The following is a 13,126-nucleotide window of genomic DNA, read 5'->3' on the forward strand; positions in this document are numbered from 1 at the left end:
TTAAGATAACGAGAGAGGTACTTACTGTCAAAGACTATTCTACTCGGTCAGAGTTTGGGTTTGAAGCCTTAGCGCTTGCGATTTATCACCTAAACGCAGTTTTATTCGTTCCAGCCAGTCACTGAGTTGACAATGTTCCAGCGCACTGAGGAGTTCTTGCTGGCGGTTGAACCCTGTATCGGCGAGTTGAATAGCGCCCCAAAGTCTCTGACTGCGAACCCTTAAGTTGCGATCAATTGTCTTAATTTGCTGGTTAAGTACTGACTTAGCGTGGTGCCATTCTTTCAGTGTCAGATCCTCAAGCTCAGCAAGTTGCACGTTAATCACGTCATGTATTGCTTGATAAAGTTTATCGGCATCAAACTCGTGGGACTGTAAGAAGAATAAGATTCCGGGTAGACGTTGTACCGGAAAGTACTGGCTTCCGGCAGCATAACCCAGTTGTTGTTCGGTTCGTAAAGCCTGAAATATCGGTTGATGAATTAACTGTTGCAAGAGCATAAAGCTGATTTGCTCGGTTGAAGTATCATCTTCGCCCTGAAAATAAAGCAAAATAGCGGTATCTGAGTGTTCAGCAGGAACAATTAATTGCTGCGAACAAAAATCGCGGACACGTTTAACCGGAAGTCTTCTGTTGGGAACGCTTCGCTGGTCAGGGAGGTTATTTTTAATAAGCTGTCCCAGCTCCAGAGCATCGTCTTTTTGCCAGTCGCCATGAGCTAGCGCAGTAACATGCACTGGGGAGAAAAGCTTAGCGACTTCTATTGTAAACTGACGGAAAGAGACCTTCTCCAGTTCACAGGCTAAATCGCTAAGCCGAAATAAACCGGATTGCAACTGCTGATTCAGTTCAGCAAAAAGCTTGTTCAGTGGTTGACTCTGATGAGCGGAGTGCCAGTTACTTAGCAGACTTTGCTTTAGATCCTGCCAGCGGCGTCTTGCAAAACGAGTTTTTACAGCCCGCCGGATAAGGTGTTGCATTAACGGAATTTGACCGGCAGAAAGCCCGGTTGTATGTATCGTTATGCCATTTTGAGTCGGGTAAATATTAAAGTGCAAGCCAGCGACTTCGGCGTCATACAAGTCGTCATTTAACGCATCTATCATAAGCTCAGACCATAATCTGGCGATAGCGAAGTGAAAAGCTGAATTGGTTACCGCGGGTAACCTTAAGGACAAGTAGATATGCCCTTTGGGCACCCGGAAATCACGATCCTGCAGGTGCCATAGTTGTAACTGCGCGCTGTCTTCTAATCGTGTTGGCAAAGAACCACCAGACTCCAGAGGTAAAGGTTTAAATCGGGAGTTGAGAAAACGGTTCGGCTTAGGAAGCTGACAGTTGAAGTCATCCGGTGTTGATAAAAATAGCTGAAACTGTTTTTTGCTAATAGGGTTCAAACTATATTCCGTATGATAAATCGGCGCGACGTCAGTCGTACGGACATCAGGAGCAATTAGAGTAATACGCGCATTTTCAGCGGTCATCTGCTGCAGGGTTTTGGCTGCATAGGAATGATTTAACCCATCCATACGATAATCACCGTAGAGAGTGTCTTCCGGTTTATAGTGAAAAGCGTTTACGGCGAGCTGGTTAGCCAATTCTCCGACCGGAGTCGGCTCTTGATAAAGAAAACTCATTTCTGTGGTAATACGGCGCTCTTTGTAGCGCCAGTCTTCGACCCCGTCAGCTTCTATTTTTCGTATATAGGCAAAAACCCACTGAACAACCTGTTCAACTCTGTGGCGTCCAGACTCAGTAAGCTGGATATTAATATTAAAATCTTTGAAGTTACTACCACTAATGCCACCGCCCGCTGAAAGTGAGTTGACCCAACCCTTCGAACGCAACGAACTAAATAAACTTCCCGGACCTTCGTAGCCCAATAAATGCGCAATAAAGCTGGTGGTTTTATGCGGGTAGTCTGCGTCGATACTCGGTAACGGTAGTGTCAAAATAAGACGGTAAGCTGCTTTGATGGGCTTAACTTTTATCCATACTCCTTTTTGTTCCTTGCGATAAAGAGGAGCATTAATAGAAGTTTTTTTAGTGAGTTGCTGCTTAATGTCAGCGAAGTAGCGGTGTGCTAATTGCTTAAGTTCAGCAATAGATTGAGGCCCTGCAATGACCAGCCGCATTCTTTGCGCTACGTAATGCTCATTAAAAAAAAGCTGCAATTTGCTTTTTAAGGTACCGTGCTCATCGTGTCTGAGAGTATTAAGATTGCCCACAGAAAACTGACTGAAAGGGTGTTTTGGGTTAGCCGTAACCTTGTGAACCTGATACAAGCGTCGGAGTTCATCATTCTGTTTTAGGCGAAACTCCGACTCTATAGAACTTATTTCTTTGTCTATCCAACTCTCCGACAGCAATGGTTTTTTCAGCATAGCGGAAAAAAATTCCAGCGCCTGTGGCAGTGCATTAGCATTGCAGTCAAAGTGGTAGTTAGTAAATTCAGTGCCGGTCCAGGCGTTGTGCTGGCCACCCTGCAAATTTAAGAAGTGTCCGAAAGCGGAGGGTTCAGGAAACGCCTGGCTTCCTAAAAATAACATGTGTTCTAAAAAATGAGCCAAACCCTGAGTATGTTCAGGGTCATCGAAGTGGCCGGCATTTACCGCGACAGATGCCGCGGCTTTCTGGCTATCAGGGCAGTGAACCAACAACACCTTAAGCTGGTTCTCTAATGTCAAGTGCTGATAGTCTCGTTTGTCTCCAGAACTTCGGACAACACGGACGACCTCATCGTTAGGTGAAGAGTTCGCCATAATTCTCCTTGATGTAGATTTCGAGGCGAGTTACTGATCCAGTGCCTGATTAAAGTCTTCTGGTTTATCAAAGTCGCCTTTAAAATCCTGCAAGCGCTTGTCGTTGAAGGTTAGTACCAGTTCTTTACGGTAATCCTCACCTGAATTGGGATCCATTTTATAAAGGTATACCCAGCGGTCAGAGTCAAAACTGTTCTGCGCAACAGGGGTTCCCAGCACAAAAACCACTTGTTCTTCGGTCATTCCTATACGCAATTTGTCGACATCGTCTTGCTCAAGATAATTTCCCTGAGGAATATCAATGCGATATACCATTTTATCGAGAAGAGAACAGCCATTTAAGGTTATAACGGCAACTAGAAAAACTCCAAATCTTGACATGAAATACCTATTAAAATTAATCTCAATTGATTGTATTGGCGTCGATGATAAACAATGACTTACCCGAACGCCAGTATAGAACGAATTTAACTGGCGAGTAATTCTCTCGCGTTAGCTTTCGCCATGTCGGTGACCTTGTCGCCGCCCAATAAGCGTGCCAGCTCCACAACTCTTTGTTCTTTCGATAACGCAACCACTGCGGTTTCAGTTTCGGCTCCATCCGTTGACTTGCTCACTTGCAATTGTTGATGAGCTTTAGCCGCGACTTGTGGTAAGTGGGTAACACAAATAACCTGAGAGGTTTTCCCCAAAGCCTGAAGCATAGAACCCACTATTGATGCCGTAGGGCCACTGACGCCAACATCAACTTCATCAAACATCATGGTAGGAACCGTTTTCTGTGTTGCGGTCATCACCTGTATGGCAAGGCTAATTCGCGAAAGTTCACCCCCGGAAGCGACTTTATTCAGCGCCTGTATGGGTTGTCCCGGGTTGGTTGTGACCAGAAATTCGACCTCATCGGTACCCAGTCGGGTAGCCCGGGCGCTGGCATCATGTTCAACCTGAATAACAAAACGACCATGGGGCATATTCAACTCTTGCATCGAGCTGCTTATTTTTTGACTTAATTCCGCAGCTGCCTGCTCCCGGCTAGCGGAAAGCTTAAGGGCACTCTCACGGTAGATTTTTCGGGCCTGCTGTCGGTCTTCGTCAAGTTTCTCGGCTTGTTCACCGGCTTGTTCCAGATTATCAAGCTCATCTATTAACTTCTTGTGTTGCTGGCTCAGTTCCGAGCCGGGTATCTGGTGCTTCTTCGCTAAATGAATAGCGGCGCTTAAGCGGTCTTCTATAATCTGGAGTTCGCCCGGGTCGAGCTCTAAGTCGTCCTGATACTGGCGTAATTCAAGCGCCGCTTCTTCAATGTGTACTTTCGCCTGTTGCAGTAACTGGTTAATAGGAGAAAGCGCGGTATCCATCTCTTCAGCTTCAGCTAAGCGTTGGCTGGCTGACTGAACCAGGCTGGACGCGTTATTGTGCTCCCCTTCGTAAAGAGCATTTAAAGCAAACACACCGGCTTCGAGTAAAACCTTGCTGTTACTTAAGCGTTTGTGTTTTTGCTCCAGTTCTTCGAATTCACCATCTTCCAGAGCAAACTCATTCAGCTCGTTAACCTGATATTCAAGTAATTGACGCTGGGCTTCCAGTTCTTCTTTTTGTTGCTGATAGCTCTGATATTGCTTCTCAACTGAAGCCCAGTTTTTATAGTCTTGCTGGACTTTGTCTAATAAGTGCTGATGGCGGGCGTAGCTATCGAGTAGCGTTAATTGATGCTCTTCTTTTAACAATAATTGGTGTTCGTGCTGACCATGAATGTTAACTAACAGAGGTGCCAGGGATTTTTGCTGACTGACGGGAACCGGTGTTCCGTTAATCCATGCTTTGGAGCGTCCGTCGCGCTGAATAACCCGACGTAAAACGCAGTCATCATCAGCATCAAACTCATTTTCAGTTAACCACTGATGGGCGGGGCTGGCATCTTCCAAAGCGAAAACAGCTGTAATTTCCGCTTTTTCCTGGCCCGGACGAACCCAGTTAGCATCGGCCCGACTACCCAGGCAAAGGCTCAAGGCATCCAGAGCTATAGATTTACCGGCGCCGGTTTCACCGGTGATAGCGGTCATGCCGTTGTGAAATTCAATGTCTAAAGATTTAACGACTGCAAAGTTGCGAATAGTTAATTGGGATAACATAATCTTCGCTCCAATACTGTTGATATATACAGGTTATACAGTATTTATACAGTAGCTGCGTCGAAATGCAAGTATCCCGTTTAAAAAAGTCGACTACCCCAGCCCAGTTTATTGCGTAATACGTGGTAGTAGTTGTGGTCAATCGGATGAATCATACGTAAGGCTTTCGGGTATTTTTTTATAATGACATCGTCGCCGGGGTGAACTGTCATCCTGACATGCCCATCGCAACTGATTTGCAGCAAGTCATTGTCAAAAGCGGCCTTTAATCTGACTTCACTGTTACCGTCGACGACAATTGGGCGACTGCTTAAAGTATGGGGAAACATAGTCACCAGAGTCATTGCGTCCAGACCGGGATGCAAAATAGGGCCGCCGCCTGATAATGAATAGGCGGTAGAGCCGGTTGGTGTGGCGCAAATTAAACCATCAGAGCGTTGACTAAAAACAAAATGGTCGTTTACATAGAGTTCAAACTCTATCATATGCGCGACTTTGTCTGAGTGCAGAACAATTTCATTAATTGCTCTGCCGGTACCTGATGAGCTGCCTTTGTTAATGACTTCAGCTGAGAGCAGGAAACGTTCCTCTACGTGGTAGTCTCCATTGAGCACAGACAACAAAGGCGTCATAACTTCGTCAGGGTCTAAGTCGGTTAAAAAGCCCAAATTGCCGCGATTGACGCCGATAACACCGATATCATATTCACATAAGGCGCGGGCAGCACCCAGCATGTTGCCATCACCACCGACGACAATAGCAATTTCGGCCCATTCACCTAAGTCTGGCAGGCTCAGCGTCTCAACCTCTTCCGGCAGGTTTAATTGCTCCGCCGTACGTGCCTCCAGACACAGCGCAAAACCACGATGAATTAAAGCCGTGGTAATTGTTTCTAAAGTTAACTGGGTACCGCGGTCGTCGGCTTTGCCGAGTAACCCAATCTTTGTAAAAGCGCTCATTAACGGGATCCTTATGCGTTCGTGTGCTTACGCTACGATGAGCAAGAAAATTTATCAAGTAAGAGAAATCCCCTTGAAAGAAAAAAACTTGCCCCCATTAATCCTGCAACCTTAATTTTAAACTGGTTAAAGAGAGTCACTTATGACCGATAAAAACGATTCGAAACAGAAAAATGAAGCGGCTGATGAGCCGACTGTAGAGCAGCAAAAAGCTGAACAGGAAGCAGCACAGGCAGCTGAAGAGGCGTTGCAACAAGATGTAGCAGCTGATGAAGCAGAAACTGCGGGACAGTCATCGGATCAAACGGATCGCATTGCTGAACTGGAATTGGCTTTAAGTAAAGCAGAAGCGAAAGTGAATGATCAACGCGACTCGGTACTACGCACTCAGGCTGAAATGGAAAACGTGCGTCGTCGGGCCAGTCAGGATGTTGAAAAAGCACATAAGTTTGCGCTGGAGAAGTTTGCTAATGAAATACTGACTTCGGTAGATAACCTGGAACGTGCTTTACAGCTGGCTGATAAAGAAGATGAAGCGAACAAAAACTTTGTAGAAGGGATTGAGCTTACCTATAAAAGCTTAACCTCAACGCTGGAAAAGTTTGGTGTAAAAGCAATTGGTGCAGAAGGCGAAGCCTTTAATCCGGATCAACACCAGGCCATGTCGATGCAGGAATCCGATGAGCATCCGAACAATACTATTATGGCGGTAATGCAAAAAGGCTACGAGCTGAATGGACGCCTGTTGCGTCCGGCAATGGTAATGGTTGCGCGTAACTCGAACTCGGGTGTGGATACAAAAGCGTAACAAAATCGAAAATTATCCCTGTGTTGGGTATTGAAATTCGAACATAGGCACCCCAGATAAGGGGTAACGAAACAAATTACATGAATCAGAAGTTGGAGACGAATCATGGGTAAAACGATTGGTATAGATTTAGGTACAACAAACTCTTGCGTTGCTGTACTGGATGGTGGCAAAGCTCGCGTTATTGAAAATGGCGAAGGCGACCGTACAACGCCGTCAGTAGTTGCATTTACTGACGATGGCGAAATTTTGGTAGGTTCACCGGCAAAACGCCAGGCAGTAACCAACCCAAATAAAACCTTGTTTGCGATTAAGCGCCTAATTGGCCGTCGCTTTCAGGACGAAGAAGTACAGCGTGATATCGGCATTATGCCTTACAAAATTGTTAAGGCTGACAACGGTGACGCATGGGTAGAAATTGATGGTGACAAAAAAGCGCCACCACAAATTTCTGCGGAAGTCCTGAAAAAGATGAAAAAGACCGCCGAAGAATTTCTGGGCGAGAAAGTAACGGATGCGGTAATTACTGTACCGGCATACTTTAACGATGCCCAGCGTCAGGCAACCAAAGACGCCGGTAAAATCGCTGGTCTTAACGTAAAACGTATTATTAACGAACCAACAGCCGCTGCTTTAGCGTACGGCATGGACAAGAAGTCCGGCGACAACGTGATTGCGGTGTATGACTTAGGTGGTGGTACGTTCGATATCTCTATTATTGAGATTGACGAAGTTGAAGGTGAGCATACCTTCGAAGTACTGGCAACTAACGGTGATACACACTTAGGTGGTGAAGACTTTGATAACCGTTTAATCAACTACTTAGTTGAGCAGTTCCAAAAAGACCAGGGCATGGACTTGCGTAAAGATCCCTTAGCTATGCAGCGTCTTAAAGAAGCCGCAGAGAAAGCGAAAATTGAACTGTCGTCAGCGCAGCAGACCGAAGTGAACTTGCCGTACATTACGGCAGACAACGCAGGTCCTAAGCACATGGCCATTAAAGTGACCCGTGCGAAGCTGGAATCACTGGTTGAAGATTTAATCAAGAAGTCGCTTGAGCCATTGAAACAGGCTTTAGCCGATGCGGATCTGTCTGTCAGCGACATTCAGGACATTATCATGGTCGGTGGTCAGACTCGTATGCCGAAAGTACAGGCTGCGGTAACGGACTTCTTCGGAAAAGAGCCACGTCGCGATGTGAACCCTGACGAAGCTGTTGCAGTGGGTGCTGCGGTTCAGGCGGGCGTATTGCAAGGTGATGTTAAAGACGTATTGTTGCTGGATGTTTGTCCTCTGTCGCTGGGTATCGAAACCATGGGCGGCGTAATGACGAAACTGATTGAGAAGAACACTACGATTCCGACTAAAGAATCGCAAACCTTCTCAACGGCTGAAGATAATCAGTCCGCGGTAACCATTCATGTTATTCAGGGTGAGCGTAAACGCGCAGGGGATAACAAATCTCTGGGGCAGTTTAACCTGGAAGGTATTCGTGCAGCGGCACGTGGTGTACCGCAAATTGAAGTCACTTTTGACATTGACGCGGACGGTATTCTGCACGTATCGGCTAAAGATAAAGATACCGGCAAAGAGCAGAAGATCACCATTAAGGCGTCTTCTGGCCTGGATGAGTCTGAAGTCGATAAAATGGTTAAAGATGCGGAAGCGCACGCTGAAGAAGATAAGAAATTTGAAGAAATGGTGCAGGCACGTAACCAGGCTGACGGTTTGGTTCACGCAACCCGTAATCAACTGAAAGAAGTTGGCGATGCCTTGTCTCAGGAAGACAAAGACGCTATTGAGAAAGCTTGTGAAGAGTTAGAGCAGGCGGCTAAAGATGGTGACAAAGAAGCCATTGATGCGAAATCTCAGGCGTTGATGGAAGCATCACAGAAACTGATGGAAGCGGCTCAGCAGCAACAGGCACAGCAAGGTGCTGAAGGTGCAGCTGGCGGTGAACAGCAGTCTTCCAAAGCGGATGATGATGTTGTTGATGCTGAATTTGAAGAAGTCAAAGACGACGATAAGAAGTAAGCATTAAGGCAACTTCGCAAAAGCACACGGGTGTTGCCGAAAGGTAATACCCGTGTATTTGTATCAGGCTGACAAACAGCACAGATAGAAGACGAAGAAATTATGGCGACGCAAGATTTTTATCAGGTTCTGGGCGTATCGAAAGACGCCAATGAACGTGACATTAAAAAAGCCTACAAACGTATGGCGATGAAGTATCACCCGGACAGAACCGAGGGTGATAAAGATATGGAAATTAAGTTTAAAGAGATTAAGCAGGCGTACGAAGTTCTTTCTGATCCTCAGAAACGCCAGATGTATGATCAATATGGGCATGAAGCTTTCGAACAGGCACGCCAGGGCGGAGCTGGCCATGGTGCAGGCGGATTCGGCGGTGGCGGTGCTGATTTTGCTGATATCTTTGGTGATGTCTTCGGTGATATTTTTGGCGGTGGCAGACGTCAGCAAGCTCGCGCGCAACGCGGTGCAGATTTGCGCTACAACCTTGATATGTCGCTGGAAGAAGCGGTTCGCGGTAAAACTGTTGAGCTCGAAATTCCTACCTTAGTGGAATGTCGAGACTGTAACGGCAGTGGCGCGAAGAAAGGCAGTAAGCCGCAAACCTGTGGTCATTGTCATGGTTCAGGTCAGATTCAGATGCGCCAGGGCTTTTTTGCTGTGCAGCAAACCTGTCCTCAATGCCGTGGTACGGGTACCATTATTAAAGATCCTTGCCGCACATGTCATGGTCATGGCCGTAAAGAAGAGACAAAAACCTTGTCGGTTAAGATCCCGGCTGGCGTTGATACCGGCGATCGCATTCGTTTAGCGAATGAAGGCGAAGCGGGTGAACACGGAGCGCCTGCGGGTGATTTGTATGTTCAGGTTCACGTACGGGAGCATCCTATTTTTGCCCGCGACGGCAATAACTTGTTCTGTGAAGTGCCTGTCAGTTTCACTAAAGCTGCTCTGGGTGGCGACATTGAAGTGCCAACCTTAGATGGCAAAGTAAAACTGAAAGTGCCTAAAGAAACACAAACGGGTAAGCATTTTCGGTTACGTGGTAAAGGCGTTAAGTCAGTCCGCACGGGTGAAGTTGGCGACTTAATTTGCAAAGTGGTAATTGAAACCCCGGTAAATCTGTCATCTAAGCAACGTGACATGTTAGAAGAGCTCGAGGATTCAATGGGTACCGGCGATGAAGCTGCAAAATTCCGACCCAAAGAAAAAGGTTTTTTCGACGGCGTGAAACAATTCTTTGATGACTTACGTAGCTAGATTGTCTATCACTATAATAAGTGAGTTAAAAGACCGGAGGCAGTCAATGAATTGGAAGACAGTAGCGTTAAGTGCCTGTACGTTGGTTGTACTGGCCAGTTGTGCAAAATCTCCGACGGGACGCTCGCAGTTGCAACTTTATTCAAGTAGCGAATTGAATAAAATGGGGGCTGCCTCCTACGAAGAAATGCGCGAAGAACAGAAAATTAATGACGATGCTGAGGTCAATGCTTACGTGCGTTGTGTCAGCGATGCATTAATAGAAAATTTGCCAGGAAATTATAGTCAGATGGACTGGCAAGTTACTGTTTTTGCAGAGCCTACGGTCAATGCTTTCGCTCTGCCCGGTGGTTATATTGGCGTATACGACGGCCTGATAGAGGTTGCCGAAAACCAGCATCAGCTTGCTGCAGTTATTGGGCATGAAATTGGCCACGTTATTGCTGAGCACAGTAATGAACGCATCTCCAGCAACATGATGGTCGGGCTTGGCTTACAGCTTGGCGGTATTCTCGCCAGTACTCAACTGGACAACGATAAAGCCGGTTTATTAATGGCCGCGTTGGGCGTAGGAGCTCAGGTTGGTATCCTGCTGCCTTATTCACGCACTCATGAATCGGAGTCGGATGAATTGGGGATGGAATATATGGCTGACGCTGGCTTCAAACTGGAAGAGGCTCCTGAGCTTTGGCGTAATATGCAATCGGCCTCAGACGGTGAGTCGCCGCCCGAGCTGTTGTCAACTCACCCGAATCCCCAAACTCGGATTAAAGACCTTGAAGCGCTGATTCCGTCGTTGCAAGAGCGTTATTCTGCGGCTCGTGCCGCGGGGAATACGCCAGACTGTCAACGTCCGGCATCGGTTGGCAGTTCAAACACATAAAGTAACAGAGGGAATGACTCCGTTCCCTCTGCCTTTCAAAAGGTTATAACCTAGTTCAATTTATTCTTTTTGACCTTCTCTTTAACGTTTTACCCTAGCTCCCATTTTTTATAAAGCGGCTGGGGAATTATGTTTAAAGCGTGGTTTGCAATTCCATTTTGGCAACGTGTTTTAGGTGCCTTTGTATTAGGCATGCTTATAGGTGGGCTGGCTCCCGAAGTTGGCGTTGCGCTTAAGCCTCTTGGTGATTTATTTATAAAAGCCATTAAGATGCTGGTCGCGCCGCTTATTTTTTGTGCCATTGTTAGCGCCATTACGGATTTGAATGATGGTAAGAAATTAGGTCGTTTGGGTGCTAAAACCATTGGCTTATTTATGCTGACTGCGGTGATTGCCAGCGCTATCGGCTTAACTCTGGCCAGTGTAATTGATATGAGCCCCGTAGCCACCTTGACCGCAACGGAGCAAAATGAAAAGCAAATTCCCGGCATCGCCCAAGTTTTTCTTAATTTTGTGCCGAGTAATCCTTTCGCAGCGTTAACCGAAGGTAATGTACTGCAAATCGTTGTTTTTGCTGCTTTGGTCGGTATTGCTATTCAGCGTTTAAAAGGCAAAGGCGAGCCTTTGCGTAAGACGATAAAATCAGGCGCTGAAGTCATGTATGAAATTACCCGTATGGTGCTGCAGTTAACGCCTGTTGGTGTACTTGGCTTAATGTCCTGGGTTATTGGTGAATACGGTTTTAGTACCTTGCTGCCTCTGGCGAAATTTGTTGGTGTTATTTATTTGGCTTGTCTTATCCACATAGTCGTGGTTTACGGTGGTTTAATTCGTACTGCAGGCGGCATGAGCCCCTGGCAATTCTTCAAAGCGATATTTGATGCACAGATTGTCGCCTTTACCACGTGCAGTTCATTCGGCTCTTTACCGGCAGCGCACCGGGCTGTCACCGAACGTTTGGGGGTTTCGAAGGATTACGCCAGCTTCGTTTTGCCTTTAGGCGCCACCATTAATATGGACGGTTGCGGTGGTATTTATCCGGCTGTTGCTTCTATTTTTATTGCGCAGCTCTACGGAATACCGTTAGAGTGGATGGATTATGGTTTGATCATGCTAACAGCAACGCTGGCTTCGGTGGGAACTGCGGGCGTACCGGGTACTGCTCTGGTAATGTTAACTGTTACCCTTAATGTTATTGGGTTGCCTTTAGAAGGCATTGCGTTTATCGCTGCTATTGACCGCATCATTGATATGGCCCGAACCCTGACTAATGTGACCGGCGATATGATGGTTTCTAGAGTTGTTGCGCGAAGCGAAAACCTGTTGGACAATCAAACTCATTTAGCGACGGAGTCAAAATAATGATTAATGTGGGCGTATTCGGAGCCTCGGGAAGAATGGGCAGAGCCGTTATTCAGGCTTTGGCGGATGATAACCAAGCTAAGCTGGGTGCAGCCATTGTCAGAAAAAGCAGCAACAGTTACGGCGACAGTGCGACAGAGAACGAGCCCGTTCATTTTATTAGTGCCGATGAGTTGCAGCCCGAGCAGGTTGATGTCCTTATTGATTTTTCTTTGCCTGAAGCACTCACTGAAAACCTGAAGCTTGCTGAACAATATCAATTGCCTATTGTTGTTTGTACGACGGGGTTAAACGAAGAACAGAAAGAACGTCTGGCTCAGGCGGCCGAGACCGTGCCGGTGCTGTATGCCAGTAATACCAGCATTGGCATTGCTTTGCTTGAACAGCTGGTTGGTTTAAGCAGTGCTGCATTACCCAATGCTGATATTGAGATTTTCGAGGCGCATCACCGGCACAAAAAAGATGGCCCGTCCGGAACGGCGCTGAGTTTGGGGCAGGCTGCCGCAAAAGGCCGGCAGCAAAACTGGGAACAGGTTAACGACGGTATCCGCTCTGACGGTCTGCGTAGCGACGATGGCATTGGCTTCTCTGTAATGCGGGCAGCGGATATTATCGGTGAACATCAAGTCACTCTGGCGGTTGCGGGTGAACGCATTGAGATTGGACACCGTGTCAGCAATCGAAAAACTTTTGCCGACGGAGCCTTACGTGCCGCTAAGTGGCTCGACGAACAAGCGCCCGGTTTATATAGCCTGCAGGACACCTTGAATTTGCAGGACATACTGCAACGCATGCTCAAGCAATAAATACCGCTGGACGGTTTTCGTAATATTTCGTAGAATGGCGGGAATTTGCCTGAATCAGTCCGAAGGCCGGCGTGATTTGGCAAAACGCGCGGTTCAGGACGCAAGACGGGGAAGTCAAATTA

At 46.9% G+C, this 13,126-nt stretch carries 10 protein-coding genes; 6 read left to right on the top strand and 4 right to left on the bottom strand.

Annotated features, from left to right (window positions below):
- Positions 1-39 precede the first annotated feature (39 nt).
- The 4 genes from DET62_RS01180 to nadK form a co-directional block, all read right to left on the bottom strand.
- Entirely contained in the window at positions 40-2,763 is a 2,724-nt protein-coding gene (locus tag DET62_RS01180) for an insulinase family protein (protein ID WP_110012630.1), read from the bottom strand.
- Positions 2,764-2,793: 30 nt separating this feature from the next.
- Positions 2,794-3,144 (bottom strand): outer membrane protein assembly factor BamE, encoded by a 351-nt coding sequence (gene bamE / locus DET62_RS01185; RefSeq protein ID WP_110012629.1) that lies wholly within the window; start codon positions 3,142-3,144, stop codon positions 2,794-2,796.
- An 86-nt stretch (positions 3,145-3,230) separates the two neighbouring features.
- Positions 3,231-4,895 carry a DNA repair protein RecN gene (gene recN, locus DET62_RS01190; protein WP_110012628.1) on the bottom strand — a complete coding sequence of 555 codons (1,665 nt, stop codon included), beginning with the start codon at positions 4,893-4,895 and terminating at the stop codon, positions 3,231-3,233.
- Between the two features lie 80 nt (positions 4,896-4,975).
- On the bottom strand, positions 4,976-5,854 hold the full coding sequence (gene nadK, locus DET62_RS01195; protein ID WP_034820105.1) for an NAD(+) kinase: 879 nt from the start codon (positions 5,852-5,854) through the stop codon (positions 4,976-4,978).
- Positions 5,855-5,996: 142 nt separating this feature from the next.
- Here nadK and grpE point away from each other — a divergent pair, with 142 nt between their 5' ends.
- From grpE to dapB, 6 genes are all read left to right on the top strand, one after another.
- Positions 5,997-6,662: a nucleotide exchange factor GrpE gene (gene grpE, locus DET62_RS01200; protein ID WP_110012627.1), complete on the top strand. Its 666-nt coding sequence runs from the start codon at positions 5,997-5,999 to the stop codon at positions 6,660-6,662.
- 105 nt (positions 6,663-6,767) lie between these two features.
- Positions 6,768-8,696 (top strand): molecular chaperone DnaK, encoded by a 1,929-nt coding sequence (dnaK, locus tag DET62_RS01205; protein ID WP_110012626.1) that lies wholly within the window; start codon positions 6,768-6,770, stop codon positions 8,694-8,696.
- A 102-nt stretch (positions 8,697-8,798) separates the two neighbouring features.
- A complete protein-coding gene (gene dnaJ / locus DET62_RS01210) occupies positions 8,799-9,953 on the top strand; it encodes a molecular chaperone DnaJ (RefSeq protein ID WP_034820113.1) in 1,155 nt (384 codons plus the stop codon).
- 46 nt (positions 9,954-9,999) lie between these two features.
- The gene (locus DET62_RS01215; protein ID WP_011234235.1) at positions 10,000-10,836 is read left to right on the top strand and encodes a M48 family metallopeptidase; all 837 of its coding nucleotides are present in this window, start codon (positions 10,000-10,002) and stop codon (positions 10,834-10,836) included.
- Between the two features lie 129 nt (positions 10,837-10,965).
- The gene (locus tag DET62_RS01220; RefSeq protein WP_110012625.1) at positions 10,966-12,198 is read left to right on the top strand and encodes a dicarboxylate/amino acid:cation symporter; all 1,233 of its coding nucleotides are present in this window, start codon (positions 10,966-10,968) and stop codon (positions 12,196-12,198) included.
- Positions 12,198-13,004 carry a 4-hydroxy-tetrahydrodipicolinate reductase gene (gene dapB, locus DET62_RS01225; RefSeq protein ID WP_110012624.1) on the top strand — a complete coding sequence of 269 codons (807 nt, stop codon included), beginning with the start codon at positions 12,198-12,200 and terminating at the stop codon, positions 13,002-13,004. Before DET62_RS01220 ends, dapB begins: the two co-directional genes overlap by 1 nt.
- The last annotated feature ends 122 nt before the right edge of the window (positions 13,005-13,126 follow it).

This window comes from Idiomarina sp. H2 (assembly GCF_004364275.1).
Taxonomy (GTDB): domain Bacteria; phylum Pseudomonadota; class Gammaproteobacteria; order Enterobacterales; family Alteromonadaceae; genus Idiomarina; species Idiomarina loihiensis.